Source organism: Massilia sp. LC238 (assembly GCF_000735635.1).
In the GTDB taxonomy this organism is placed as follows: domain Bacteria; phylum Pseudomonadota; class Gammaproteobacteria; order Burkholderiales; family Burkholderiaceae_D; genus Telluria; species Telluria varians.
The window spans coordinates 120700-145453 of sequence record NZ_JNNN01000078.1 but is presented as its reverse complement, the minus strand read 5'-3'; the positions used below and the strand labels follow the sequence as shown (position 1 = coordinate 145453).

Annotated in this window: 23 protein-coding genes and 1 riboswitch; of the genes, 8 read left to right on the top strand and 15 right to left on the bottom strand. The window is 67.3% G+C overall.

Translation table 11 applies throughout. The features are described 5' to 3' along the window. Nucleotides 1–32 precede the first annotated feature (32 nt). Nucleotides 33–950, bottom strand: coding sequence for a LysR substrate-binding domain-containing protein (locus FG94_RS21955; protein ID WP_051996995.1), 918 nt, complete (start codon nt 948–950; stop codon nt 33–35). 123 nt (nt 951–1073) lie between these two features. On the opposite strand from FG94_RS21955, the gene FG94_RS21950 reads away from it, so the two are divergent. After that, nucleotides 1074–2144, top strand: a complete 1071-nt coding sequence (locus FG94_RS21950) for a tartrate dehydrogenase (RefSeq protein ID WP_036216178.1) — start codon at nt 1074–1076, stop codon at nt 2142–2144. A gap of 38 nt (nt 2145–2182) precedes the next feature. Here FG94_RS21950 and FG94_RS21945 read toward each other — a convergent pair whose 3' ends face one another. Continuing rightward, on the bottom strand, nt 2183–4183 hold the full coding sequence (locus tag FG94_RS21945) for a S9 family peptidase (protein ID WP_036216175.1): 2001 nt from the start codon (nt 4181–4183) through the stop codon (nt 2183–2185). 168 nt (nt 4184–4351) lie between these two features. On the opposite strand from FG94_RS21945, the gene FG94_RS21940 reads away from it, so the two are divergent. Next, nucleotides 4352–5041 carry a response regulator transcription factor gene (locus FG94_RS21940; protein WP_036216173.1) on the top strand — a complete coding sequence of 230 codons (690 nt, stop codon included), beginning with the start codon at nt 4352–4354 and terminating at the stop codon, nt 5039–5041. Nucleotides 5042–5161: 120 nt separating this feature from the next. Here the strand turns inward: FG94_RS21940 and FG94_RS21935 are convergent, their stop codons facing one another. The 3 genes from FG94_RS21935 to FG94_RS21925 form a co-directional block, all read right to left on the bottom strand. Beyond that, nucleotides 5162–5860 (bottom strand): hypothetical protein, encoded by a 699-nt coding sequence (locus tag FG94_RS21935; RefSeq protein ID WP_036216172.1) that lies wholly within the window; start codon nt 5858–5860, stop codon nt 5162–5164. Further along, entirely contained in the window at nt 5860–6705 is an 846-nt protein-coding gene (locus FG94_RS21930) for a MipA/OmpV family protein (protein ID WP_036216170.1), read from the bottom strand. Before FG94_RS21930 ends, FG94_RS21935 begins: the two co-directional genes overlap by 1 nt. A 69-nt stretch (nt 6706–6774) precedes the next feature. Continuing rightward, nucleotides 6775–7920: a hypothetical protein gene (locus tag FG94_RS21925; protein ID WP_036216167.1), complete on the bottom strand. Its 1146-nt coding sequence runs from the start codon at nt 7918–7920 to the stop codon at nt 6775–6777. A gap of 386 nt (nt 7921–8306) precedes the next feature. Here FG94_RS21925 and FG94_RS21920 point away from each other — a divergent pair, with 386 nt between their 5' ends. From FG94_RS21920 to FG94_RS21910, 3 genes are read left to right on the top strand one after another with little or no spacing between them, the layout of a single operon-like run. Then, nucleotides 8307–9608, top strand: coding sequence for an ATP-binding protein (locus FG94_RS21920; RefSeq protein ID WP_036216540.1), 1302 nt, complete (start codon nt 8307–8309; stop codon nt 9606–9608). A 34-nt stretch (nt 9609–9642) separates the two neighbouring features. Continuing rightward, nucleotides 9643–10212 carry an LptA/OstA family protein gene (locus tag FG94_RS21915; protein ID WP_036216164.1) on the top strand — a complete coding sequence of 190 codons (570 nt, stop codon included), beginning with the start codon at nt 9643–9645 and terminating at the stop codon, nt 10210–10212. Nucleotides 10213–10255: 43 nt separating this feature from the next. Beyond that, nucleotides 10256–10840, top strand: a complete 585-nt coding sequence (locus tag FG94_RS21910; protein WP_036216162.1) for a DUF6151 family protein — start codon at nt 10256–10258, stop codon at nt 10838–10840. 3 nt (nt 10841–10843) lie between these two features. Here FG94_RS21910 and FG94_RS21905 read toward each other — a convergent pair whose 3' ends face one another. The 4 genes from FG94_RS21905 to FG94_RS21890 all read right to left on the bottom strand — a co-directional run bounded on the left by FG94_RS21905 (nt 10844) and on the right by FG94_RS21890 (nt 14852). Then, nucleotides 10844–11203, bottom strand: a complete 360-nt coding sequence (locus tag FG94_RS21905) for a hypothetical protein (RefSeq protein ID WP_036216160.1) — start codon at nt 11201–11203, stop codon at nt 10844–10846. Next, entirely contained in the window at nt 11200–11862 is a 663-nt protein-coding gene (locus FG94_RS21900) for a thiol:disulfide interchange protein DsbA/DsbL (RefSeq protein WP_036216157.1), read from the bottom strand. Before FG94_RS21900 ends, FG94_RS21905 begins: the two co-directional genes overlap by 4 nt. 126 nt (nt 11863–11988) lie before the next feature. Then, nucleotides 11989–12879, bottom strand: a complete 891-nt coding sequence (locus tag FG94_RS21895) for a cobalamin-binding protein (RefSeq protein WP_036216154.1) — start codon at nt 12877–12879, stop codon at nt 11989–11991. Next, complete coding sequence (locus FG94_RS21890) at nt 12879–14852, bottom strand: TonB-dependent receptor (RefSeq protein WP_036216151.1); 1974 nt, start codon at nt 14850–14852, stop codon at nt 12879–12881. The genes FG94_RS21895 and FG94_RS21890 overlap by 1 nt, the downstream gene beginning before the upstream one ends. 85 nt (nt 14853–14937) lie before the next feature. Next, nucleotides 14938–15177, bottom strand: a riboswitch (cobalamin riboswitch). A 126-nt stretch (nt 15178–15303) separates the two neighbouring features. On the opposite strand from FG94_RS21890, the gene FG94_RS21880 reads away from it, so the two are divergent. Both FG94_RS21880 and FG94_RS21875 read left to right on the top strand, forming a co-directional pair. Continuing rightward, nucleotides 15304–17517: a M1 family metallopeptidase gene (locus FG94_RS21880; protein WP_036216145.1), complete on the top strand. Its 2214-nt coding sequence runs from the start codon at nt 15304–15306 to the stop codon at nt 17515–17517. Next, a complete protein-coding gene (locus FG94_RS21875) occupies nt 17514–18437 on the top strand; it encodes a hypothetical protein (protein WP_051996994.1) in 924 nt (307 codons plus the stop codon). Before FG94_RS21880 ends, FG94_RS21875 begins: the two co-directional genes overlap by 4 nt. A gap of 7 nt (nt 18438–18444) precedes the next feature. On the opposite strand, the gene ylqF is transcribed toward FG94_RS21875, so the two are convergent. After that, nucleotides 18445–19392, bottom strand: a complete 948-nt coding sequence (gene ylqF / locus FG94_RS21870; protein WP_081926129.1) for a ribosome biogenesis GTPase YlqF — start codon at nt 19390–19392, stop codon at nt 18445–18447. Nucleotides 19393–19558: 166 nt separating this feature from the next. On the opposite strand from ylqF, the gene FG94_RS27735 reads away from it, so the two are divergent. Further along, nucleotides 19559–19711, top strand: coding sequence for a hypothetical protein (locus tag FG94_RS27735; RefSeq protein WP_156923556.1), 153 nt, complete (start codon nt 19559–19561; stop codon nt 19709–19711). Here the strand turns inward: FG94_RS27735 and FG94_RS21865 are convergent. The 5 genes from FG94_RS21865 to FG94_RS21850 form a co-directional block, all read right to left on the bottom strand. Beyond that, nucleotides 19708–20922, bottom strand: a complete 1215-nt coding sequence (locus tag FG94_RS21865; protein ID WP_036216140.1) for a LanC-like protein — start codon at nt 20920–20922, stop codon at nt 19708–19710. The two genes, FG94_RS27735 and FG94_RS21865, sit on opposite strands and share 4 nt — an antisense overlap. Before the next feature lie 50 nt (nt 20923–20972). Next, nucleotides 20973–22169, bottom strand: coding sequence for a hypothetical protein (locus FG94_RS21860; protein WP_229446026.1), 1197 nt, complete (start codon nt 22167–22169; stop codon nt 20973–20975). Nucleotides 22170–22197: 28 nt separating this feature from the next. Continuing rightward, the gene (locus FG94_RS27980; RefSeq protein WP_152571080.1) at nt 22198–22377 is read right to left on the bottom strand and encodes a hypothetical protein; all 180 of its coding nucleotides are present in this window, start codon (nt 22375–22377) and stop codon (nt 22198–22200) included. A gap of 365 nt (nt 22378–22742) precedes the next feature. Then, nucleotides 22743–23624, bottom strand: coding sequence for a hypothetical protein (locus tag FG94_RS21855; protein WP_051996993.1), 882 nt, complete (start codon nt 23622–23624; stop codon nt 22743–22745). A gap of 95 nt (nt 23625–23719) precedes the next feature. Beyond that, nucleotides 23720–24649: a histone deacetylase family protein gene (locus FG94_RS21850; RefSeq protein WP_036216134.1), complete on the bottom strand. Its 930-nt coding sequence runs from the start codon at nt 24647–24649 to the stop codon at nt 23720–23722. Nucleotides 24650–24754: the final 105 nt, after the last annotated feature.

Genomic DNA, 24754 nt, shown 5'->3' with positions numbered 1-24754 from the left:
CTGGATGAGTTGACAAGCTTGAGACAGGCATCTTAGCGAAGCGCGTCGCCCGCGCCAAGCCCGGCGCCCGGCTGCCCCAGGTGCCGGCGCAGGAAGTCCACGCAGACGCGCACCCTGCCCGATCCGCTCAGGCGCTGTGGATAGACGGCCCACACGCTGGCCGGCTGGGTGTAGTCCGGCAGCACCTGCACCAGCGCGCCGCTTTCCAGGTAGACCCGCGCATCCCACAGCGAGCGCAGCACGATGCCGGCGCCTTCCACCGCCCAGCGCAGCGCGATCTCGCCGTGGTTGGTCGACAGTGCGCCGGACACCCGCACCGTCTCCTCGCCGCCCTTGCCGTGCAGGCGCCAGGTGCCGAACGGGTGGTCGCGTTCCTTGATCGCCAGGCACTGGTGGCTGGCGAGTTCCTTCAGCGACTTCGGCATGCCGTGCCGCGCGATATAGCCTGGTGCGGCGCACAGGATGCGGTGGTTGTCCATCAGCTTGCGCGCCACCAGCTGCGGCGGCAGGTCGTCGCCGATGCGCACGTCCAGGTCGAAGCCTTCGGCCACCGGATCGACCAGGCGGTCGAACACCTCGAGGCGGATCTGCAGCTTCGGGTGGCTGGCGGCCAGCCTGGCAATCACCGGCGCCACCACGTTGCGCCCGAAACCGAAGCTGCTGCAGATGCGCAGCCGCCCGGCCGGCTCCTGGCGCCGCTCGGAGACGTCGTCGAGCATGTCGTCGAGCTGTTCCAGGATCAGCTGGGCCCTGGCATAGACCTGCTCGCCCTCTTCCGTGATGAGCACGCGCCGCGTGGAGCGCTCGAACAGCCGCACCCCGAGCTGCGCCTCCAGCACGCCGATGCGCTTGCTGACGAAGGCCGCGGACATGCCCAGGCTTTCCGCCGCGCCGCTGAAGCTGCCCCTGCGCACCACCTCGACGAACACCCGCAGGTCGCCTGCGCGCATGCCGCCGTTCTCGATTTGATTATTCACGATTCGTGTTCTATAAGGCCACACTAACGGGGATTATAAACGCAGCGTTTTCTTGCTAAGCTGACGACCGACATGCAAACAGCACAGGAGCGCGCAATGAAGAAGCACAGGATCGCCGTGATTGCCGGCGACGGCATCGGCAAGGAAGTCATGCCAGAGGGCCTGCGCGCCGTCGAGGCGGCGGCGCAGCGGTTCAACATCCCGCTGGAGTTCGTCAGCTTCGAATGGGCCAGCTGCGACTACTACCTCCAGCACGGCAAGATGATGCCGGACGACTGGAAGCAGCAGCTGGATGGCGTCGACGCGATCTTCTTCGGCGCGGTCGGCTGGCCGGACACGGTGCCCGACCACATCTCGCTGTGGGGTTCACTGCTGAAGTTCCGGCGCGAATTCGACCAGTACGTCAACCTGCGCCCGGTGCGCCTGATGCCGGGCGTGCCCTGCCCGCTCGCCAACAAGAAGCCGGGCGACATCGACTTCTACGTGGTGAGGGAAAACACCGAAGGCGAATACTCGGCGGTGGGCGGGCGCATGTTCGAAGGCACCGAGCGCGAGCTGGTGCTGCAGGAAGCCATCTTCACCCGCAAGGGCACCGACCGCATCCTCAAGTACGCCTTCGACCTGGCGCAGCGCCGTCCGAAGAAGCACCTGACCGCCGCCACCAAGTCGAACGGCATCGCGATCTCGATGCCCTACTGGGACGAGCGCGTGGCGGCTGTTGGAGCGGCCTACCCGGACGTCCGCTGGGACAAGTACCACGTCGATATCCTGGCGGCGCGCTTCGTGCTGTCGCCCGAGCGCTTCGACGTGGTGGTGGCCTCGAACCTGTTCGGCGACATCCTGTCGGACCTGGGGCCGGCCTGCACCGGCACGATCGGCATCGCCCCTTCGGCCAACCTCAATCCCGAGCGGAGCTTCCCCTCGCTGTTCGAGCCGGTGCACGGTTCGGCGCCGGACATCTACGGCAAGAACATCGCGAACCCGATCGCCATGATCTGGTCGGGGGCGATGATGCTGGACTTCCTGGGCTATACCGAGGCGCACGATGCGCTGGTGCGGGCGATGGAGCATTGCCTGGTGAACGGGCCGCGCACGCCGGACATGGGCGGGGCGGCGAACACGACCGAGGTCGGGAAAGCGATCGCGGAATATCTCGCGACCGCGTAAATGGATGACGTGGCCGGCGGGGCCGGCCACGTCATCGCCTACTTGAGCAGGTATGTATTGAAGAAGTCGATCGTCGAATAGAACAGGTAATCGGCATTCGCCTTCTTGCCGAAGCCATGTCCCTCGTCGTTCGCCGTCATGTACCACACCGGCGTGCCGTTCTTCTTCACCGTGGCGACGATCTGGTCGGCCTCCTGCCATGGCACGCGCGGGTCGTTCTTGCCCTGCACCACGAACAACGGCTTCTTGATTTTCGACGCATTGTTGGCCGGCGCCGTCGCTTCCATCCACTTGCGCATTTCCGGATCGCGCTCGTCGCCGTACTCGACGCGGCGCAGGTCGCGACGGTAGCTTTCGGTGCGCTCGAGGAAGGTGACGAAGTTCGAGATGCCGACGATGTCGATCGCCGCGGCAATGCGCTCCGGGTACATGGTCGACACCGCCAGGGTCATGTAGCCGCCGTAGGAGCCGCCCACCACCGCCACGCGCGAGGCGTCCATGTCGGGCTGGGTCGCGATCCAGTCGAGCAGCGCGCCGATGTCCTTCACCGAATCTTCACGCAGCTTGCCGTTGTCCAGCTTCAGGAAGCTCTTGCCGTAGCCGGTCGAGCCGCGCACGTTCGGGTAGATCACCGTCAGGCCCATCTCGTCGGTGTAGTAGTTGTTGCGGCCCAAAAAGCCCGGCGTCGACTGCCCTTCCGGACCGCCGTGGATGTTGATCACCACCGGGCGCTTGCCGGGGAATCTGGCGGCGTCCGGCCGGTAGACGAAGCCCGAGATCTCGCGGCCGTCGAAGGACTTCCAGCGCACCAGCGAGGGTTCGACGAACTTGTTCATGTCGACGTCCATCTTCTCGTGCCGGGTCCAGCGCGTCACCGCGGCAGTCCTGGCGTCGATGCTGTAGACCTCCGACGGGCTGCGCGCCGAGGACAGCGACAGCGCCAGGTTGCGGCTGTTGTTGTGCCACTCGATGCGGCCGATGACGCCCATCGGCAGCTTCGGCTGCGCCACCAGCTTGCGGTCACGGGTAGACATCATGCGCAGCACGCTGCTGCCGTCTTCATTCGCCACGAAGGCGAGCAGCTTGCCGTCGTCGGTCAGGTCGAAGCTGTCGATGTCCCAGTTGATGTCGGGCGTCAGCACGGTCTCCTTGCCGCTGGCAATGTCGATGTAGACCAGGCGCTGGAATTCCGAGCCGCGGTCGCTGGTCGTGTAGATGCCCTTGCCGTCGCGCGAGAATGTGGCATTGCCGTAGGCGACCTTCTCGGCGCCCTTTTCGGTCAGGCGGCGGCTCTTGCCGCTGGCGACGTCCATCAGCCACAGGTAGGACTCGTTGGCCGACACGTACTCGCTGTACACCAGCTGCTTGTCGTCGTGCGAGAACTCGAAGGAGCCCCAGCCGCCGCCCGGCAGTTCGGCCAGCACGCGCGCCTGTTCCGGCTGCGTCGGGTTGACGATGCTGACGGTGGAGTTGACCTGGTCGTTCGAGCCCTGGCGGCCCACCGGCACCGTCACGTACAGCAGCCGGCCGCTCTTCCTGGCCCAGGCAGTGTCCTGCACCCGGCGGTTGTCGGGCGTGACGGGAATCGCGTCCGTTTTCCCGACCTCGCGGCGGTAGGCGCGGAACACCTCGTTACCGCCGGTATCGCGGCCGAATACGTAGAACTTGCCGTGGCGCGGCTCGTACTGGGCCGACCGCACCGGCTCGGCGTAATCGGTCATCAACTCGAGCGGGGCGCCGGGCTTGGCCACACGGAACAGCTGCGGCGTGTTGTTGTGGCGGCGCGAGACGATCATCTCGAGCCTGGTCGGGTGCCAGGATGCGTAGGAGGTCGGCTTGAAGTCGTTGTACTTCGCCACCTGGCTGGCCAGGCCGGCGCGTACGGGCGGGACGTTTTCCAGCACCATCGCAGCCGGGGGTGCGACGGCGGTCTCCTGGGCCGGGGGTGCGACGGCGGTCTCCTGGGCCGCGGCTGTGCCGGCGGCCAGAAGCAAGGTAGCGATCAGGGTCAGCCCGAGCGGGCGGCGGTCAAGTCTCATCCGGTGGTCTCCGATGCATGGGTTGTTGGTGTTGTTGCTCCTCAACTTTACACGATGGTGGACCGGGCGCATCATTGTCACCGAACTGTAAGCAAATGTCCCCCCTTTGTAGGGGCTGTGCTGTCGGGCAACTAGTTCTATACAATCTCGGACCAAGGAGAAACAAGCATGTACCGAGTGATGTTGGTGGAAGACGACGCACGCCTGGCGGAGCTCGTCACCGAATACCTGTCCGGCTATGAATTCGCGGTCGACCTGGTCACGCGCGGCGACCAGGCGCTGGAGCGTTTCAAGACGCTCTCGCCCGACGTCGTCGTGCTCGACCTGATGCTGCCGGGCCTGGACGGCATGGTGGTGTGCCGCCAGATCCGCGAACTGTCTGAAGTGCCGATCCTGATCCTGACCGCGCGCGAGGACTCCTACGACGAAGTCTCGGGCCTGGAACAGGGCGCCGACGATTTCGTCAACAAGCCGGTGCAGCCGCGCGTACTGCTGGCGCGCCTGCGCGCCCTGATGCGGCGCACGGCCCAGGCCAAGGGCGGCGCGGATGCGCGCGTGCTGCAGTTCGGCGCGCTGCGCATCGTCACGACCGACCGCAGCGTGGTCTGGCGCGGCGAGCCCTGCGTGCTGTCGAATACGGAATACAAGCTGCTGCTGGTGCTGGCCGAAGCCGCCGGCCGCGTGCTCTCGCGCGACGCCCTGCTCAAGAAGATGCGCGGGATCGAATTCGACGGGCTGGATCGCAGCATCGACAACTGCATCTCCAAGCTGCGCCGCAAGTTCGCGGATACCGATTCGGAAAAGATCAAGACGGTGTGGGGCGAAGGCTATCTGTTCTCGCCGTCTGCCTGGAACTGATGTTCGTAGGGTGGGCGGCTTTGCCGCCCACGCGGTGATAGTTGTCAGCGCAAACGCCGCGACAGTGCCGGCTCTAGCTGAACGCGTGGGCGGGGAACCCGCCCACCCTACGAAAACCTGTTATTCGAATAAAGGCACGATCGCCAGCGGCGCACTGTAGGTAATCAGCTGCGCCCGCTCGGCGCCGAAGCGATAGTTCACGGCCGGGAAGTCGGCATCCGGGTCGCCGCTGAAGGCCGCGCCAGGCGTGAGCGGCAGCGCCTGCTCCCCGTCCGGACGGCGCAGCTTGACCGAGGCCTCCACGCCCTTCTTCGGAAACACCATGCGCACCCCCGCGCACTGGCGCGAGCGTGCCGAGGCATCGACGTGGCGGGCATAGCCCAGCGCCTGGGCGCAGGCGGCGCGCAGCTCGTCGGTGTCGTAGACGTTGTCAGCCCGCGGCGTGATCGTCACCCGCGCGCGCAGGCTGAAGGGGCCGATCTTGCGGTTCGGCGCCAGCACGGCGTTTTCGTCGTAGGCGGCTTTTACCAGCGGCAGGACGCCGCGGCCGAGGGCGTCGAGCGCCAGGCTGGTCTGCACGGTCTTGCCCGCCAGGACCAGCTGCAGGCCCTCGCCCAATACACCCTTCTCGCGCGGCAGCAGCTGCAGGTGGTTCTGCAGCAGGCTCTTGGGGCCGCCGTATTTTTCGAACACGACCAGGCTGCGGTAGGCGTCGCGATAGCTCGCCCACTCCGACGCGGGCGCGAGCGCCTGCGCCGCGGCCAGGCTGGCCGAGCTCAGGAGCAGTACGCATGCGGTGGCGTGTGCGAATCGCATCATCAGAACCGGTAGGCGAAGGCGGTCGAAACCGTCACGTTGCTGGGCCGCTCGACGAGCGGGCTGCGGCGGGCGTCGCCCATCAGGCGCGTTCCCTGCACGCTCGATGTCAGCATCCAGGAAGGCGACAGCGCCCAGTTCCAGCGCGCGCCGATGCGCAGGTCCTTCAGGCCGCCGTCGGGGCGGTAATAGGGATTGCCGCTGCGCATGGCCTGTTCGGCGCTGACGCCGAAATAGCTCTGCTGGTAGGCGCGGTTGGCGACGCCAAGGCCGGCCGACAGCGACAGCGTGTGGTGCGGGGCCAGCTGCATTGCCAGGCGCTGGATGCCGAACTCGCCGCGCACGCCGTTGCGGTCGTTGCCGGCGCCGGCCAGTACGCTGCTGGTCAGGCGCCATTGCGGCGACAGGTAGTAGTTGAAGAAAGCGCCGGCCTCGAGGCGCGCCTTGACCTCGTCCATGCCGACGAGCGGATTGGCGCCCTTCATCGTGCGCTCGGTCGACGGCAGCATCGCGGCAAAGGCATCGACGCCGCCGACGCCGCTGCCGGTGCCCGATTCGGTGCGGCGCGGATGGATGGCCAGCAGCGGGCCGACTTCGACGACCGGGCTGGCGGACAGGTGCACCCCTGCGCTCATGCCGGAAATGAAGATGCCGTTGCTCCATTGGACCTGAAGCACCGGCAATGCCCTGAGCTTCCTGCTGTCCGCCCCCTCGTACCGCGGCGCCGACACGAGGCCCAGCCCCGCATACATATCGCGGCTGCCGTCGGGCATCGGGTTGGTGGTCGGCGTCTGTGCGCTTGCGGCGCCGCCCGAGACAGCCAGAACCAGGGCGAAAAGCTTGTTCATGTCTTTCACAATCGGGAGAGTTCGGCAATCCAACATTTTACGTCGGGCAAGCCGAACTCTCACGCATTGTTACTGGTTGGTACGAGTTTCTGTCACGAATTCCACCGGCGCCTCGCTGCGCTTGACGATGACCAGGTGCGCCGGGTGGATGATCATCATGCCGCAGAAGACGCCGGGCCCGGGGACGCTGTCGACCACGCCCACCTGCAGCCTGCCGTCCTGGAAGGCAACGCTTCCGACGCCGCCGCCGTGGCAGGTGCTCGGCTTGGGACCGCGGAACACGCCGATCACCATCTGCTCCTTGAAATCGACCTTCGGCAAGGCGTGCTCGCTGCCGGCATGTTCGGCCCACAGGCTGGCCCAGGCCGCCTCGTCGCGCACCACGACATTGCGCTGCTCGAGGATGGCGGTGCGCACATGCGGCTCGACCGTGGTGAAGTTGACATAGTCGTTGACGATCTTGCGGATCTCGACCGGCGTAGCGACGCCCGGCGCATCGACCTTCGGTAGCGCGACCACGCGCATCGGCTGGGTGACAACCGCCGGGCACAGCGCGACCGGCGACATGTCGCGGACTTCGTATTCGACCAGCAGCTTGCCGTCCTTCGAGCCGGCGTACACCACGTCGAAGCGCCCGCAAGGTGGGTTGTTGCCGTGGAATATAGCGACCAGCATGTTGCGCGAGAAATCGACTTCCGGCGCCGCGATGCGGGTCTTGCTGTGTTCGGCCCACAGTGCCGACCAGGCGGCCGCGTCCTTGATCACGACTTCGCGCGCCGTCTCGATGTTCGAGAAGCTCTCGCTGACGATGGTCTTGAAGGCGACCGGGGTGCCCGACTTGGGCAGGAAGCTGACCGGCTCGACCTTGTGGCCGGCGCCCAGGCCCAGGTCGGCCTTGTCGAGGTTCTTCAGCATGGTGTCGAACAGGGCACGCACGCTCTCGTCGCTGCAGCTGGTACGCGGACCGGCAATCGTGTCACCGGAAGTGCACAGCACGGCCTGCGGATTGGCGCCCATCAGGGTCTGGCTATGGGAATTGTCGGCGCAGTTGCCGGCACGGTCCCACAGCACGTACTTGCCGTCGACGACATACAGCTGGTTGCGGGTCGATGCGCAGGATGCTTCCTGGGCCATCTTGATGTACTCGGAAACGACCGGAACGCCGCCATTCGGCTCGCCGACGGCAATGCCCTGCCCTGCCGTCTGGTTCCTCATGACGGCAGTGCCTTCACCGCCACCGCCACAGGCTGCCAAAGCCACGCCCATGCCGAGAACGGCGGCGGCGTTGATCAGAGTGCGTCCCAACTCCCTCATTTTCTTCTTCTCCACCGATCGTTACCTTAAGAATAAAAAAACCCGCCGACACTCGCATATCAGGCGGGCAAACGGAAAACCAGATAATCCTTGACCTGATGTTGAGCATCATAGGCATCCCCGGCCTCGCATTCCCCCTCGAACTGTCGAGGAATTGTCTGCAATTTGTAAGCTTGGAAGCGCCAGCAGGGAGATTCCTAAGAGACGTTTGCTCCTATACAATGCTGCCAAGGAGATACTATGTGTTTGGCAGCAATTCGTAACTGCGAGTCATGCAGGATGGGCACGTGAACCGGATATTCTTCCGTTTCTTCGTGCTGGTCATGCTGTCGATCACGGCAGCCACCTTCGTGATTTACTTCGCCTTCAGCCGGCTGTTCGGGGATCCGCTCGAGGACATCGCACGCCGCCAGGCGGCTGCCCAGATCTTCCTGCTCGAACAATATATCGACCAGGCCCCAAGCGACGAATGGCTGGCGCGCCTGAACAACGTGCGCATCGTGTCGGACGTGCGCTACGACCTGATTCCGCTGGCGCAGGCACGCAGCGCCCTGCCCGCCGGCCGGCGCGCGCTGCTCGACCGCGGCGAACTGGTGCTCGATCCGACCAATCGCAGCTTCTACCGCCGCGTCGACCTCGACGGCGAACGCTACATCGGCAGCCACGAGGAAGTGCTGCATGCGCAGGACCTGCCGGTGGACATCGGGCAGGCGCTCAAGATGGAAGCGCTGCGCTACGTGATCGTGGCCATCGCGCTGCTGGTGCCGATCGCGCTGTGGTCGCGCTCGCACTGGCAGGGCTTGCAGTCGCTGTCGCGCATGGCGGACGAATTCGGCAGCGGCAAGCTGACCGCGCGTTCGCAGATGAAGCCCTCGGCCTCGATCTATCCGCTGGCCGAACGCATCAACCACATGGCCGACCGCATCGAAGACCTGCTGGAAGCGCAGAAAAGCCTGCTGCACTCGGTGTCGCACGAACTGCGCACGCCGATCGCGCGGCTCGAATTCGGCCTCGAACTGCTGGACGCGCGCGCCAGGGACCCCGACCTGAGCAAGCGTGTCAGGGCGATGGAAGGCGACTTGCGCGAACTGAATTCCCTGGTGAACGAACTGCTCGACATGAGCAAGCTCGACAGCACACGCAAGCTGCAGATCGAGCCGGCCCGGCTGGACGCGCTGCTGCGCGAATGCCTCGAGATGTTGCCGCCTTCGCCGCATACCCTCGACTGCCTTCTTCCCGAGGACCTGGGCGAGCTCGCGCTCGACCGCCGCCTGCTGGCGCGCGCCGTCTGCAACCTGCTGCGCAACGCCCAGAAATATGCGGCCGGCCGCATCCTGTTGTCGGCGGCGCGCGCCGAGGGCGGCGTCGAGATCACGGTCGACGACGACGGGCCCGGCATCCCGGTCGAGGAACGCGACAAGGTGTTCGACCCCTTCTACCGGCTCGACCGCAGCCGCGACCGCGCGACCGGCGGCTTCGGCCTCGGCCTGTCGATCGCGCGCAAGGCGGTGGCGCTGCACGGCGGCAGCCTGCATGCGGACGGCGCGCCGCTGGGCGGGGCGCGCTTCGTGATCAAGCTGCCCGCTTGATGCGGGAACAGGACAACACCACACGGGACACGCCATGAAACGATGCATTCTTCCCGCCCTGCTGCTGCTTGCAGCGGGCCAGGCGGCGGCCGAAAAGGCCGATGCCTACAAACCGACGCAGATCACCTGCCGCTCCTGCGATGCCAACAGCCTGACCGGCACGTTCACGCTGGCGGGTGGGGTGGAAGTCAATCGCGGCAGCTTGACGATCAGTGCCGACGGCGGGCGCTTCGAGGAGTCGCCGGCCGGCTACCAGCGCATCCTGCTGCAGGCGCAGCCCGGCAACAAGGTGCGCTTCCGCCAAAAGGCGGACGGCCCCGGCGAACGCTGGATGGAAGGCGAAGCCGAGCGCGTCGAGTACGACGATCGCTCGGCCATGGTGAAACTGATGTCGAAGGCGAAGGTGCGGCGCACGCTGGACGGTGTCCAGACCGAAGAGGCCGAGGGCGAATTCATCTCCTACGACAGCCGCACCGAGGAGTTCACCCTGCGGAATACCAGCACGGGCGAGGACCGTCCGGGCGGCGGACGCAACACCATCGTCCTGCAGTCGAAACGCAAGGCGCCGCCGGCGCCGGCGCTTGCCACCATGGAAAAACCATGATAACTGTTCGGCATGACACGATGATTGTCCAGGGAGGCCCCTTATGAGGCTCGCATTACGCTGCCGCTGCGGCAAGCTGCGCGGCCAGGTCGACGCCCGGCGCGTGGCCGCGCGCGCCGTCTGCTACTGCAAGGACTGCCAGGCCTATGGCCGCTTCCTGGCTCCCCCCGTGCTCGACCCGCTCGGCGGCACCGAGGTGGCCGCCACCCTGCCCGCCGCCGTGCGCTTCGACGAAGGCCTCGAGCACCTGGCCTGCATGTCGCTGAGCCCCAAGGGGCTGTACCGCTGGTACACCGGCTGCTGCCGCACGCCGATCGGCAACACGCCGCGCGACCCGCGCACCTCCTACCTGGGCCTGGTGCGGGCCTGCCTGGATGCGCCCGACGAGGAACTCGATCGGCAGCTCGGGGCCCTGCGCTGCCGGGTCGAAACGAGATCGGCCAAGGGGCCCGTGCAGTCGAGCGCCCTGGGCACGGCCTGGGCCGTGTGCAAGATCGGGACGATGCTGATGAAGGCGCGCCTTGGCGGCGGCTACCGGGAGAATCCCTTCTTCCGCGCGGGCACGAGCGAGCCGCTGAAGCCGCCGCAGGTGCTGTCGCTGGAAGAAAGAAAGGCGCTGAGCACTTAGGGCTCAGCGTTCGGTCGTGCGCCGGGAGGGATAACGCGAGACGTGCTCGTCGTACTGTCCGCTCACATGCGTGACGCCGTACCACAGGTGCTCCCACCAGTGGTCGCGCGAACGCACGGTCACGAGACATGCCTTGTCGATGCCGCCCTTGAAGAGCGGATCGGGGCACATATTCGTCATCAGGGCATGGCGCTGGTTCTCGGCATTGACGAGGGCAATGCCGAGCCAGATGGCGATGCCCGTGCAGAGCACCGCCACCGACCACGCGATGTGGTTCACATAGCTGGTCTCAAACAGGTCGTCCTCGTTGGGCCGGGACCCATCGTACATCTTGAGGACTTCGCGTTCGACGTCTTTGCTCATTTGGATTTGGCTGCCCTTGCGACGAGTGCGTCCATGACCTGGGTGGTCGCCTGCATCAGCTGGTTGACGTCCTGGATCTTGTTCGCTTCCTGGATCTGGCCCGGCGACACCACGTACTTGCCGTCGATGATGATGGTCGGGGTGCCGGTCACCTTGTAGGCGCTCGACATCTGGCTCAGGCGGCGCAGCTTGGTGGTCACGCCGAAGGAGTTCCAGGTTTCCATGAACTTGGCCTTGTCGAGGCCGTTCTTGACCGCCCACTCGATGATCTGGTCATCCTTCGTCAGGCGCTGGCGCTGCACGTGCACGGCCTGGAACACGCGGTGGTGGTACTGGTCGAGCTTGCCCATCGCTTCGAGGGTCAGGAACAGGCGTGCTTCCGGATCGGTCGGGCCCTGGAAAGGCAGCGGAATACGGCGCGCGACGATGTTGTCGCCCTGCTTCTTGATCCACTGGTTGAACGTCGGTTCCAGCATGTTGCAGGCCGGGCAATGGTACGCGAAGAATTCGATGACCTCGACCTTCTTGCCCGTCGCCTGCACCGGTTGCGGCGCGGCCAGGGTCTGGTAGTCGACACCGTTCTTCGGGTCGGCTGGCGACGCGATCGCGGTGCTGGCGACCATGGTGGCGGCGATGAGGGCAAAACGCAGAGAACGCATAGGTTTCCTTCCACAATAGATTGAGCAAACGCCGGGAGATTACCACTTTTTCGGCCCGCCATTCTGAGGAAGGGCTGAATTTTGCATTTGCTTACGGAATTAACGTGAGCGAAACGGAGGAATGATTTACTTCGGCCGGCGCTGCCGCACCGCCTCCAGCGCCTCGCACAGCCGGGCCGCGCCATCGATCACGCGCGGCCCCGGCCGCGTCAACAATTCGCCATCCACGCTCAACAGGTTGCCCCGCTTTACCGCCGTCATGCTCTTGTACGGCCCCCACAGCTTGAGGCCGGGATTGGCAGGATCATGACGCTTGCCGGCCATGATCGCCTCCGGGTCGGCCTGCAGCACCGCTTCGATGCCGACCTCCGGCGCGACGGCCTTGAGCGTACCGAACACGTTGCGTCCGCCGCAGACCCGGATCGCGTCGCTGGCGATCTGGGCGTCGTTGAGGGTGTACAGCGGCTGGTCCCAGATCTGGTAGAACACCGTCACGGGCGGACGCCGGGCGTAGCGCGCTTGCAGGCCCGCCAGGCGGGCGCGCAAGGCCCCGGCCGCGCTCGTGGCAGCCGCGTCGGTGCCCAGCAGCCGGCCCAGGCGCTCGATGTTGTCGGCCACCTGCCCCAGTGTGCGCGGCTCGCTGTGGAAGACCTGCACGCCCAGCGATTCGAGCTGGGCGATCTGGCGCGCCGTGTTCCCGGTGTGCCAGACCACGATCAGCTCGGGTTTGAGGGCCAGCACCCGCTCCATATCGATCACGCTGTTGCTGCCGACCAGCGGGATCTTCTTCGCGGCTTCCGGATAATCGCTGTAGTTCATCGCCCCGACCACGCGCGCGCCGCCGCCGGCCGCGAACAGCAGCTCGGTGGCATGCGGCGCCATCGAGATGACGCGCCGGGCCGGCTGCTGCAGGGTGACGCGGCGGCCGGCATCGTCGACCACGCTCAGCGCGGCCTGCGCACCGGCTGCCGCCGCGAACAGCAGCAGCGCAGCGCTCAAGCGTCGGGGGGCGCGCATCAGAAGTCGTAGCGCAGCGACAGCTTCAGCTGGCGGCCGTCGCTCGGATAGATGCCCGAGCGGCAGCCGAAGGCATTGCTGTAGTACTGGCGGTCGGCCAGGTTGAGCGCGCTGATGGCCGCTTCCCAGCCCTTGATGCGGTAGGCGTAGCGCGCGTCGACGGTGGTGTACGACGGGATGCGGGCGCCGCAGCTGTTGGTGAAGTCGCTGCCGTAGCGCTGGCTGTCGACCCACTGGGCGCCGATGTCGGCGCTGTGACCGCTGGCCGGGGTCCAGGCGGCGCGCACGGTGACGACGTTCTCCGGCACCAGCACCATCTCGCGGCCGGCGTTCGGGCCGCCCGTGAACTCGGCGTCCACGCGCTGCCACTTGGCGGAGAGGCGCAGGTCCTGGGTCAGGGCCTGCTGGGCTTCGAGCTCGAAGCCCTGGCGACGGGTCGGATCCAGGTTGGTGTTGGCGCCCCAGCCGATGGTCGGGTCGTAGAAGATCTCGTCCGTCAGGCGGTGGCGGAACAGGCGCGCAGTCAGTTGGCGCGCCGGGCCGCCGGCGGTCACGCCCAGCTCCAGGTCGCGCGAGGTCTGCGGCGCCAGCACCTCAAGCCCCGAACGCAGGCTGTTCTCGTCCACGTTGGCGATGCGATAGCTGCGGCCAAGCTTGGCGAACACGGTCAGCTGCGGCATCGGGTCGACGCTGCCTTCCAGCGACCAGGCGTTGATCGACTGCCTGCGGTGCTCACCCAGCACCGGCGGGAAGGCCAGCGGGTCGGAGTAATCCTTGGTGAAGCGTTCGTGGCGGCCGCCGATCGCCAGGCGTGCATTGTGGGGAGCGTTCCACAGGACTTCGTTGCGCAGGTAGATGGCCTTCGAATCCTGCTCGGCGTCGCCGCGCGAGAAATCGGACTCGGTCCGGCGCTCCCAGCGCATCAGGTCGATGCCGGCCACCAGCTCGTTGCGCTTGTCGCCCAGGCTGGCCGTGTGGCGCAGGCGCGGCGAGAACTGGGTCTGGCTGGCGTCATAGGCGACGCGGGTGACGCCGCCGGGGTAGAAGTAACTGGCTGCGACCTCGCGCTCGCGGTGCGAGAGTTCGGCGGCCAGCTCGAGGCTGCCGACGCGGTGCTCGACGAAAGCGCTGACGCGGTCGGTGTCCAGGATGCCGAAATCATCCGGCGTGAGGGTCTGGCGCGGATTGGCCAGGTACTGGGCCTCGGTGAGCGAACCCGGGAAACGCGCGTCCTGCTCCGAATGTTCGAAGCGCAGGCCGGCGCGGCCTGCGCCGTAGGCGTACTGGACGCCGCCGCTGGCGGTCTTCTGCTTGAACTCGCTGTTGGCGCGGTAGTTGTCGGTGCCGCGGTCGGCCAGCGCCACATCAAAAGAAAGCGGGCCGGCGCCATGGGTGATCGAGGCGCGCAGGTCGTGGGCGTCGAAGCGCCCTGCTTCGGCGAAGACCGAACCGTGGGTGCCGTTCGCGCCGGCGCGGCGCGTGATGATGTTGATCACGCCGCCGGTCGCGCCTTCGCCGTACAGCACGCTGCTGCCGCCGCGCTGGATCTCGATGCGCTCGACGGTATCAACCGGGATGCTCGACAGCACCGCATTGGTCAGCTCGTTCTCGTTCAGGCGCACGCCGTCCACCAGGATCACCAGGTTCTGGGCGCTGTTCGAGCCGAAGCCGCGCAGGTCGAGCGCGAAGTCCGGCGAGGCGTCCAGGCTCTGGCGTCCGAAGACGCCGCCGACCTTGCGGATCGCCGCGTTGACGTCGGCGGCGCCGGAACGGCGGATGTCCTCGGCCGTGATCACGGTGGCGCCGATCGGCGCGCTGGCAGGCTGCGCCGGGAAGCGCGCGCCGGTGATGACGATCGAAGGCAGGCTGTCCTGGGCGGCGGCCTTGGCGGCCAGGATGGACAGGGACAGGGCGCAAGCCAGCGCGAGCGGCTTCACCGCCGGCGCGCTGCGTGGTACGACAGCAAAGTTCATGTTCGGATGTTCTCGGTAATGGCACCGGCCTGCGTCCCCGCAAGCCCGGCGTTCAACGGAAGGCGCCGCCACGCTGCTCGCATGCGGTCGCTTCCACCTGTCTGGCCGGTATCCGGGCTCGCAAGACGGACTGCGCCACCTTCCTATGCCTGTCGGCACAGTGGTGTTTGGAGCAGCCTACCGCTTCGCGTATGCGAAGCGGTGCTTGTTGACCGTTGCGGGGGCAGCACACCTCGGCGTGGGCGCGCAGCGCCTTTGCCTCGTGTTTCCCGTTTAACTGCACATGCGGAGCGCATGCGCGGGCACCAGAACGGCGAGATTATAACCTGACAAGCTTTCCTGCACTTCGTCGCCGTATTTCGTCCATCCATCCCTTGAGCATAGAAAACGATCGGTCTTCTGGATATAGTCGTGCTCATATAAATACAACATCGACGAAAGGGACTCCTGCATGCAGATCCAAAGAAAGCGACAAGGCCTGCGCGCGCTGGCATGCGCCGCTCTGCTGGCCTTCGGCGGCGCCGGCGCCTGGCTGGCCCAGGCCGACGCGCCCCCGCCTGCGGCCACGCCTTCGCTCGACGGCATCGCGCTGGCCGCGCCGAACGCCGCCGCCGTCACGGCGCCGAGCAGCCAGGATGCCTGGGGCGGCATCCGCAGCGGCGACCACGCGACCCTGTCCGAGCGCGTGGCCAGCTACCGTATCAGCGCCACGCTCGACCCGGACAAGCACGTGATCGCCGGCCAGCAGCAGCTCACCTGGCGCAACCGCAGCGCGGTACCGGTGCGCAGCGTCTACATCCACCTCTACATGAACGCCTTCGAAGGCGAAGGCAGCAGCTTTTTCACCGAGCAGCGCCGGCGCGGCGAAGCTTTTCGCAGCGGTGCCGAGATCGGCGACGGCGAATGGGGCCACATCGCGCTGCGCAGCGTGACTCAAGGCGGCGCCGCCGTGCCATGGCGCTTCGTCCAGCCGGACGGCGGCCCGGCCACCGACCACACGGTGGCGCGCCTCGACCTGCCCGAGGCGGTCGCCCCCGGCGCCTCGACCACGCTCGACATGGCCTTCACCACCCAGCTGCCGCGCGTGATCGCGCGCACCGGCTACTACGGCAGCTTCCACCTGGTGGCCCAGTGGTTCCCGAAGATCGCGGTGCTCGAACTGCCGGGCGAGCGCGGCGCCACCGCGCCACGCTGGAATGCGCACGAATTCCACATGGAGTCCGAGTTCTACGCCGATTTCGGCAGCTATGACGTGAGCCTGACCGTGCCGAAGGGCTATACGGTGGGCGCGACTGGCGCGCTGCAGGGTGCGCCCGTCGAGAAGAACGGCTTGCTGACGCACCGCTACGTGCAACACGACGTGCACGACTTCGCCTGGACCGCGGACAAGCGCAGCGCCCCGCCGCTGGTGGAGACCTGGACCGGCCCCGGCAGCCCGATCGTGACCGTGCAGGTGCTGTACCCGCAGGAATACGAGGCCAGCGCCAGGCCGGTCATGAAGGCGGCCAAGGATTCGCTGGCCTATTTCTCGCGCAAGCTCGGCCCCTACCCCTACCGCACGCTGACCGTCGTGATCCCGCCCTACAACGCGCAGGAAGCCGGCGGCATGGAGTACCCGACCTTCATCACCGCGTGCGGCCATGCCGCGGTGCCGCCCAAATCGCTGCAGGAATATGAACTGGACGCCGTGACGATCCACGAACTCGGCCACAACTTCTTCCAGGGCATCCTGGCCAGCAACGAGTTCGAGGAGCCGATGCTCGACGAAGGCCTGACCGCCTACTGGGAAAACCGCGCGATGCGCGACCGCGGACAGCAGGTCCATCCCGCCCCCGGCTTCCTGAAGCGAATCGGCTTCGATCCGGGATTCGAGGGCTTCGACGCCATGCGCCTGTTCGCCCCGCGTGAGCGGCCGCTGGATGCGCCCGGCCAGAACGCCTGGCAGCGCCTGCAGGGCATCGATCCGGTCTACACCCGCAGCGCCACCGTGATGCGCGACCTGGAGCAGCGCATCGGCAGCGAGGCCATGGAGCGCGGCTTCAAGGAATACTACCGGCGCTGGAAGTTCCGCCACCCGAGCATCGCCGACCTGCGCGAGGCGCTGGCGGACGGCAGCGGCGAGCGCGCCGCAGTCGAAGAGGTCTTTGCGCAGCAAGTCTATGCGGCCGCGCGGATCGACGACAAGGTGGCCAGGCTGTCGAGCGAAGAAGAGCTGCCGCTGGCCGGCACCCGCGTGGTGGACGGCAAGCGCGTCGAAGACAGCCAGGCGGCGGTGGACGAGCGCATCGCCAGGCTGCGCGCCGACTGGAGCAAGGCCAATCCGAAGGCCAGGCAGGGCGGTCCCTTCCCCTGGCGTACCCGGGTGACCGTGCGCCGCGACGGCGCCAGCGTGCCGCAGACCCTGGTGGTGCGCTTCGCCGACGGCAGCAGCGAGACCGTGGCCTGGCACGCCACTTCGCCTGACGAGAAATGGCGCACCTTCACCTGGGTCAGGCCGGCGCGCGCCGTGTCGGCCGAGCTCGACCCGCGCCGCAGCCACTACCTCGACGTGAACAAGCTCGACGACAGCCGCACGATCGACCCCAAGCGCAGCGCATCGACCCGCTGGACGAGCGACGCGGCGGCCTTCTTCCAACTCATCCTGTCCTTCATCGCCACCGTATGACGACCACGACCGCTTCCCTGGCGCCCGCGCAGGCGCCGCACACTTCCGCGTCACGCGGCCATGCCGGCTTGCGTTCACTGGGCGCCGCCCTGCGCCCTGCCCTGCAATGGCGCCTCCTGCTGCTCTGGCTGCTGGCCATGCTGCTGCCGACGCTGGTTGCCGCCCTGCCCCTCTGGACCATGCTGGGCGCCGCCTTCGACCGCTCGGTGCACGCCACGGCCCTGGCCCAGCGCCTCGACGGGGTGGCGATTGCGGACCTGATCGGCCTGCACAGCCAGCACGCCTCGGCCGTGAGTGCGGGCGGCATCGTGGCCCTCGCGATGACGCTCCTGCTGTCGCCCTTCCTGACCGGCGCGGCCATCAGCGCCGCGCGCGCGCCGGCGCCGCTCGCCTTCGCGGCACTGGCCGCCGGCGGCGTGCGCGAGTACGGGCGCCTGCTGCGCATGCTGCTGTGGGCCATCGTGCCGCTCGGCGCGGCGGTTTTCCTGGGTGGCATGGGAGCCTCGGTCGCCGAGCAGCCCGGCGCCGTGCTCGAGTCCAGCGCAAGCAATGCAGCCCTGGCGGCCTCGCTGATCGCCGCCCTGCTGGTGCTGCTGGCCCATGCGACGATCGACGCCGGCCGCGCGCTGCTGGCGCTGGACCGCCGCCGCAGCTCGGCGGTGCTGGCCTGGTGCGACGGGCTGGGCCTGATCGTGCGCCGTCCGTTTGCCGTCGTCGGCGTGTATGCCGCGATCACGGCGCTTGGGCTGCTCCTGGCCGGCGCGCTGGCGGTGGCGCGCCTGAATGTCCCGGCGCTGGGCGCGGGCAGCTTCCTCGGCGGGCTGCTGCTGGCCCAGCTGGCGGTGCTGGCGCTGGCCTGGATGCGCTGCGCGCGCCTGTTCGGGCTGATGGAACTGGCCAGGGGCGCCGGCGCACGCTGAGAAGCGATCAGGTCCCGCGCTTGCCGCGCATCGCCTCTTCCGCCTTCAGCGCCGCTTTTTCCTCGGCGATGCGGGCCTTCTCCGCCATCTCCTCGGCATGGCGCGCCAGCGCCGCGGCGCGGGTTTCCGGCGTCTCGAGGCTGATGCGTCCCAGCGCCCCGGTGCGGTAGTCGTGCAGCAGCACGTGCGCCGCCTTTTCGTAGTCGAACTCGCCGCCGCGCATGCGGAATCCGCGGCGCTGGGCCACGCCCTCGATCACGGCGATGCCGTCCAGCCCCTCGGTCTTGAAGCCGTACCGGGCCGTGAGCAGCTGCGGGTAGCGCTCGAGCAGCAGGTTGGCCAGGAACTCCGCGACCTCCTCCTCGATCAGCGCGTTCGAGCCGACCGCATGGCTCGCGGCCAGCATCAGGCCGTCGCTCGCCAGCGCGATCTTCGGCCACAGCATGCCCGGGGTATCGACCAGCACGATGTGCTTGCCGAGGTAGAGCTTCTGCTGGGTCTTGGTGACGGCCGGCTCGTCGCCCACCTTGGCCACCCGCTTCTTGAGCAGCGCGTTCATCAGGGTCGACTTGCCGACGTTCGGGATCCCCATGATCATGATGCGCAGCGGCTTGGTCGGTACGCCGCGGTGCGGCGCCAGCGACTGGCAGATCTCCGGGATGCGGGCGACGTCGGCCGGACGCTTGGTCGTCATCGGATAGGCGGTTACGCCTTCCTGGGCATCGTAATAGGCCTTCCAGGCCGCGGTGGCCGCCGGGTCGGCCAGGTCGATCTTGTTCAAGATCTTGAGGCAAGGACGCTGGCGGAACTTGCGCAGTTCCTCCACCAGCGGGTTGCAGCTCGCCTCGGGCAGGCGGGCGTCGAGGACTTCGATCACCAGGTCGGTGTTCTCCATCTGCTCGGCGGCTTCCTTCTTGGCCGCATTCATGTGCCCCGGGAACCATTGTATCGACATGCTCTACTTTCCAAATCTTCAGTCAGGACGCTATTTTACGCTGGCGGCCGGTCTGTGAAAAAACAGCACACCTGACTGAACAATCCATTGATCCCTAGCAATGCAATTGCCGGGGTCAGGCGCACACTCCAGTTCCCGCCCGCTGGGCCGCATTCTGGAGACCATCATGCGTCATATGCCAAAGTCTTCGCCACCGCGCTGGGCCGCGATCGAGCTTCCACCGAAAAAATCGCTGGGACGCTGGTTCGCTTTCGGCATCCTGTGCGGCATGGTCGGTGTCGCCTGCTTCATCGACCGCTTCCCCCTGCTGATGGGTTAAGCCGAGGCCGGGCGGAAGAACACGTTCAGCGTCGGGAAACGCGCCCTGGCCTCGATGCAGTCCCACAGGTAGATCGCCAGGCCGAGGTCGCCCGTCCACAGCGAATACCGCAACTGCCCGTACTCGCGCGCATCGCGCTCGTACTGCAGCAGGGCGTGCATGGCAAAGGCGCGCGCCCGTTCGAGCCAGACCGAATCCCCCGTGCGCTGGTAGAGGACGAGAAAGGCGTAGCCGTTCCCCGCAGTGCCATGGCACAGGTTCGCGCCCTTGTTCAAAGGACCGGCGGCCCAGGTGGTCTCGCCGGCGGCAAGCAGGAGATCGTCGAGTTCGTCACCAGGAAAGCCGGCCAGGCTGATCACGAAGCCGGGCGCACCGTGGCAGAACTGCAGCAGCTTCTTGGCGTTTTCCCGCTCCGTGCCGCTCAGCTGCGGGTGCCAGTTGACTTGCCCTGCTTCGCATACCGCGGTGCGGCTAATGGTAGCGGCAATGCAGTCGCGCCACCCCTGCCAGGCGGCGCCAAGCAGGTGGCGCCCCTTGAGCAGCGGGCCGGCGGTCGCGACGAAGCCATGCACCGCATCCAGGTAGCTGCTGGTGCGCCTATACAGCTCCTGGGTCCAGTAGGCGCACTGGCGCTCGTCCGACCACAGGAGCTGGGTCCACAAGCCGTCCGCGGTCTGCCGGAACAGCTCGGCCCAGCGTTCTTCGCTGGTATGCGCATGCAGGAACAGCGCGGCAAGCAGAGTCCCGGGGGCGCCCCACATCAGTTCGCGCGCCGGATGCCGTCGGTTGGCGTCCAGCAGCCGCGCCAGCTCGTCCGGCAGTCCTGGATCGCGCCCCAGGGCCATCATCAGGATCGGCGTATCGCCCATCAGCCAGGACGCCTGTTCGCCGGGGGCGTTCGCCGCCAGCCACCCGCGGTTGGCGGCCAGCAGCGCCTGCCAGCCGTCCAGGTAGTCGCGCCCGAGCCGCGCCGCGCCGCAGTCCTGCAGGTAGTGCAGCGCCCAGATCACTCCGGCGGCGCCGTGGTACAGGGGCGTCTCGATCGGATCGGGCTCCTCTCCTTCGCGGTCCAGCGGATGGACCGGCCAGTAGCGCCCCTCCCGATACGCCGTCTCGGCCCGCGCCACGATGTGGCCGATCGCGGCCCGCGCCTTCTCCTCGTTCCAGGGATGCGGCTGCAGCGGTTCGTGGCGCGCGGGGTCGTACAGCATGGTCGTGGCTCTCGGGCAGATGGGTACAGGCCCGCCAGTGTCGCACATCCTCAGCGCGCCGGGACACAGCTACTTGGCGGCAGCGGCGCTGTCGGATCGAAGGCGGCCAGCTGTTCCCGCGCCGCGTTGCGGTCCTTCGCATACTCAAGCAGGTAGCGCGAGCGCTCCTCGCTTTGCCACTCGGCGTCCGACACGCCCTTCATGGTCTGGGTGCGGCTGGCGAACACCTGCCCTTCCAGGCGCGGCAGCAAGAGGCGGTCGGGGTCGACGTTTTCGCGCAGCAGGTAGCCGTCGACGTCGCGCAAGCGCAGGGGCAGCGCCGGCCGCTCGTCCGTCATCAGCTTGCCGAACACGGTCAGCTTGACTTCGCGCGCGCCCACGCCGAGCACCTCGTTGAAGCTTGCCAGGGCGAAGGGATCGCCGCGCGCATCGTCGACGCGGCCCGAGACGATGTAGCGGCCCGGCTGGCGCACGTCCAGGCCGAGGTAGAAGCTGAGCGAACCGTTCTCGACCGCTTCGCGCACCTGGCCGGTCCAGGTGGCCGGCAGCACCGGCGTGTAGATCACGTCGAACAGGGCAAAGCCATTGCGCCCGCCAGCGGTGTAGCGCACCTCGGTGCGGATGGTGCCGTGGAAGCCCGCCAGGCCGGTCTGGCCGGGGGCCAGGACGCCCGCGTAGGCATTGTCTCCGGCCACCGGGTCGGCGCCGCTGCCGTCGTCGACGAAGGACAGCGCCACCTGGGGCGTCGGACGGCTGCCGCCGTAGGTCATGCCCTGGGCCAGCCCGCGCGTGATCACGATCGGCACGGTGGCGCCCTGCGCATCCACGGCACGCAGCGAAAAGGCGGCTGCTTCGCCGGCCGCCAGGTAGACGCGCGACTGCGAGGTCTGCAGGAACACGCCGGCGCTGTTGCCGCCGCCCTCGTGGCGCATCGGGTGCATCTCGGTGACGGGCTGGTTCGGGTGCAACTGGTCCGGGTTCTGCGCGGCCGGGCGCGAGTCCATCGGGTACTGGCTTCCCTCCAGGTAGCTGCAATAGGTGTGGTCGGTCAGCTGGACCTGCTCGACCAGCTGGCGGCGCCGCTCGGCGCGCTCGTTGGGGACCGCCAGGCCGCTTTCCGGCACCGGGCTGAAAAACTGGCGGCCGGAGGGCGGCGGCGGGCTGGCGGCGGCCTGCGGCGCCGCTTCCTCCTCGCCGCGCCCGAAACAGAGGGCGAGCGCAAGCGCGAACACAAGCGCAGCCGCCACGCCCAGCCCGATCAGCCGTGTTGTCGGTCTAGAGGGCACTGTTCACCACGGCGCTGCGCACGACGCCCACGATGCCGCCCCAGTTGCCGTTGGCGTAGTGGTTGTAGGCTTCGCTGTCGTCACGGAAGACCACCGAACTGGACTCCACTTCAAACGTTGTAGTTGGCGGCCGCTCCGCCGTCGGTCCGACCGTTGATTCGATGGGCATTGGCTCGTAGCGGAGACCCATTCCAACCCCGACAGCAGACATGGCGCACATTCATGCTGATTTGTCTCACTGTCTTCTGCTTTCAAGAACGAGCGCACATCCGCAGCGTCCTCTTCCTGCCCCGAACCGTCCTGCTGACCGTATTCGTCACTGACAGGCGTTACTTTCCCGCCTCCCGCCAAGTGAAATCTGGCGACAGTGTTCAACGTCACCGCCGAACTCGCCACGGGTAGCGCCTTTACCGCCACAAGGGCGCCGGCGGCGAGCCGGTTCAGATCAAATGCGTGTCGACACCGCTATATGAATTGTTTCACGAATAAGCCAATGCTAGCGCATTGCGCCCGGTTAGTCGAACAGCACAAGCGCTACTGCGCCGTGTTCACCACGGCGTTGCGCACGACGCTCACCACGCCGCCCCAGTTGCCGTCCATGTAGTGGTTGTAGTCCTCGCCGTCGTCGCGGAACAGCACCGAGTGATGGCTCCACTTGGCGCTGCCGCCCTGGTTGTTGGCGGTGCCGAGCGTGAGGTCGTTGCAGAACCAGTCGCCCGGATTGCACAGGGAGCGGCCCGAACTGCCGGCCACGCCGCCGCTGCTGTGGTAGGCGATGACCTCGTCGTCCTGGCCCGGCAGCAGGCCCGAATAGAGCGTGCCCCTGGCGCCCGCGTACATGTAGAACCAGATGTTGCGCGTGTCGTTGTGGTTGTACATGGCGCGCGCGGTGGCGGTCTTGAGGTCCTGCACCAGCGGCTCCGAGGTGGTCCAGGAACCGGCGTCGGACAGCTCGGATCCGCCGGCTGCACCGGCCGCGGCGCGCACCCAGCGGATGTTCCAGCCGGTCTGCATGCCGCCGTCGCTGTTGCCGCATACTCCGCTTGCGTTCGGGCTGGCGTTCTTCTTGTAGCGCGGCGTGCCGCCGTAGTTGGCCAGCGTGTAGCCCATCATCAGGTCGCCGGCGCTGTAGGTAACGATGTAGCACCAGTTGCTGCCGGTGCAGAAGCAGTCGAGCGCGTTGCGTACCGTGCCGCTCTGCGAAGCGATGCTGCTGCGGCCGTCCCAGTTGACGGCCTTCTTGTTGACGCCGGCCGGGGTGGTGGCCGGGCCCCAGTAGCTGAAGTCGTTGTAGTTGCCGATGGCGCCCACGGCGCCGCCGGCGCGGCCGTTGATCCACAGCGTGTAGTTGGTCGCGGCGGCCATGCTTGAAGCAAGGAACAGCAACAGCGCGCAGAAGGTACGGATCGGTCTCATCTTCTTCTCCTTGTCGTTCGCTTCGCGCCTGGGTGGCGAAGTCGTGGAGGTTTAGATGTGCGGAGCGCGAAGGACGTTCCGCGCCGAGTCCGCAGTCAATCGAGCTCGGCGAGCACTTTAAGATGGGCCACCACGCTGCGTCCCAGGGCCGAGAGCGCGTATCCGCCCTCGAGGCAGCTGACGATGCGCCCGCGCGCGTACTGCTTCGCAATGGCCATCACCTCGCGCGTGATCCAGGCATAGTCGGCCTCCACCAGGCCGATGCCGCCCATGTCGTCCTCGCGGTGACCGTCGAAGCCGGCCGACACGAAGATCATCTGCGGCTGGTGCGCGTGCAGCGCCGGCAGCCAGTAGTCCTGCACCAGCTTGCGCACCGTGTCGCCGTCGCTGAGCGCCGGCACCGGGATGTTGACGCTGGTGGCCGTGATCGGCTCCGGGTCGCAGTAGGGATAGAACGGGTGCTGGAACAGGCTCACCATCAGCACCCGCGGGTCCTTGCGGAAGGCCTCGACGGTGCCGTTGCCGTGGTGGACGTCGAAGTCGACGATGGCCACGCGCTCCAGCCCGTGCACCTCCATCGCATGGCGCGCCGCGATGGCGACGTTATTGAAGAAGCAAAACCCCATCGGCTCGCTCGGCGTCGCATGGTGCCCCGGCGGGCGCACCGAGCAGAAGGCATTGTCCACTTCGCCCGCGATCACGGCATCGGTCGCGGCCACCGCGGCGCCGGCTGCGCGCAGCGCCGCCTGGTAGCTGTGGTGGCACAGGATGGTGTCGCCGTCGAGCGGGTAGTGGTCGCCCTCGGCCGGCACGTTGTCGCGCACCAGCGCCACCGCGCCCGGCGTGTGGTTGCGCAGGACGTCCTTGAGGTCGGCCAGCGGCGCGCTGCGCTGCTCGATCAGTCCGTCCAGGCGCGCCAGGATCAGCTGGTCGTCGATCGCCTGCAGCCGCGCCGGCGCTTCGGGGTGCCAGTCGCCCATGTCGTGCCGCAGGCAGTCGGGGTGGCTGTAGATTGCTGTGCTCATCGTGGGGAATGCTCATCCATAGCGCACCTTTGCGGCCGGTTTCGCATAGAATCGACCCAAAGGCTTGTTGCTGACGGAGTATGAAGGTTGCCAATGGCGCTAATC

Excerpts from the sequence above, each read along its gene's own strand:
- FG94_RS21910 (WP_036216162.1), top strand. The coding sequence starts at position 10,256 with ATGAGGCTCGCATTACGCTGCCGCTGCGGCAAGCTGCGCGGCCAGGTC.
- FG94_RS21915 (WP_036216164.1), top strand. The coding sequence starts at position 9,643 with ATGAAACGATGCATTCTTCCCGCCCTGCTGCTGCTTGCAGCGGGCCAG.
- FG94_RS27980 (WP_152571080.1), bottom strand. The coding sequence starts at position 22,377 with ATGCCCATCGAATCAACGGTCGGACCGACGGCGGAGCGGCCGCCAACT.
- FG94_RS21935 (WP_036216172.1), bottom strand. The coding sequence starts at position 5,860 with ATGATGCGATTCGCACACGCCACCGCATGCGTACTGCTCCTGAGCTCG.
- FG94_RS21940 (WP_036216173.1), top strand. The coding sequence starts at position 4,352 with ATGTACCGAGTGATGTTGGTGGAAGACGACGCACGCCTGGCGGAGCTC.
- FG94_RS21900 (WP_036216157.1), bottom strand. The coding sequence starts at position 11,862 with ATGCGTTCTCTGCGTTTTGCCCTCATCGCCGCCACCATGGTCGCCAGC.
- FG94_RS21945 (WP_036216175.1), bottom strand. The coding sequence starts at position 4,183 with ATGAGACTTGACCGCCGCCCGCTCGGGCTGACCCTGATCGCTACCTTG.
- FG94_RS21905 (WP_036216160.1), bottom strand. The coding sequence starts at position 11,203 with ATGAGCAAAGACGTCGAACGCGAAGTCCTCAAGATGTACGATGGGTCC.
- FG94_RS21850 (WP_036216134.1), bottom strand. The coding sequence starts at position 24,649 with ATGAGCACAGCAATCTACAGCCACCCCGACTGCCTGCGGCACGACATG.
- FG94_RS21925 (WP_036216167.1), bottom strand. The coding sequence starts at position 7,920 with ATGAGGAACCAGACGGCAGGGCAGGGCATTGCCGTCGGCGAGCCGAAT.
- FG94_RS21950 (WP_036216178.1), top strand. The coding sequence starts at position 1,074 with ATGAAGAAGCACAGGATCGCCGTGATTGCCGGCGACGGCATCGGCAAG.
- FG94_RS21875 (WP_051996994.1), top strand. The coding sequence starts at position 17,514 with ATGACGACCACGACCGCTTCCCTGGCGCCCGCGCAGGCGCCGCACACT.
- ylqF (WP_081926129.1), bottom strand. The coding sequence starts at position 19,392 with ATGTCGATACAATGGTTCCCGGGGCACATGAATGCGGCCAAGAAGGAA.
- FG94_RS21880 (WP_036216145.1), top strand. The coding sequence starts at position 15,304 with ATGCAGATCCAAAGAAAGCGACAAGGCCTGCGCGCGCTGGCATGCGCC.
- FG94_RS21890 (WP_036216151.1), bottom strand. The coding sequence starts at position 14,852 with ATGAACTTTGCTGTCGTACCACGCAGCGCGCCGGCGGTGAAGCCGCTC.
- FG94_RS21865 (WP_036216140.1), bottom strand. The coding sequence starts at position 20,922 with ATGCTGTACGACCCCGCGCGCCACGAACCGCTGCAGCCGCATCCCTGG.
- FG94_RS21930 (WP_036216170.1), bottom strand. The coding sequence starts at position 6,705 with ATGAACAAGCTTTTCGCCCTGGTTCTGGCTGTCTCGGGCGGCGCCGCA.
- FG94_RS21855 (WP_051996993.1), bottom strand. The coding sequence starts at position 23,624 with ATGAGACCGATCCGTACCTTCTGCGCGCTGTTGCTGTTCCTTGCTTCA.
- FG94_RS21895 (WP_036216154.1), bottom strand. The coding sequence starts at position 12,879 with ATGCGCGCCCCCCGACGCTTGAGCGCTGCGCTGCTGCTGTTCGCGGCG.
- FG94_RS21955 (WP_051996995.1), bottom strand. The coding sequence starts at position 950 with ATGCGCGCAGGCGACCTGCGGGTGTTCGTCGAGGTGGTGCGCAGGGGC.
- FG94_RS27735 (WP_156923556.1), top strand. The coding sequence starts at position 19,559 with ATGCGTCATATGCCAAAGTCTTCGCCACCGCGCTGGGCCGCGATCGAG.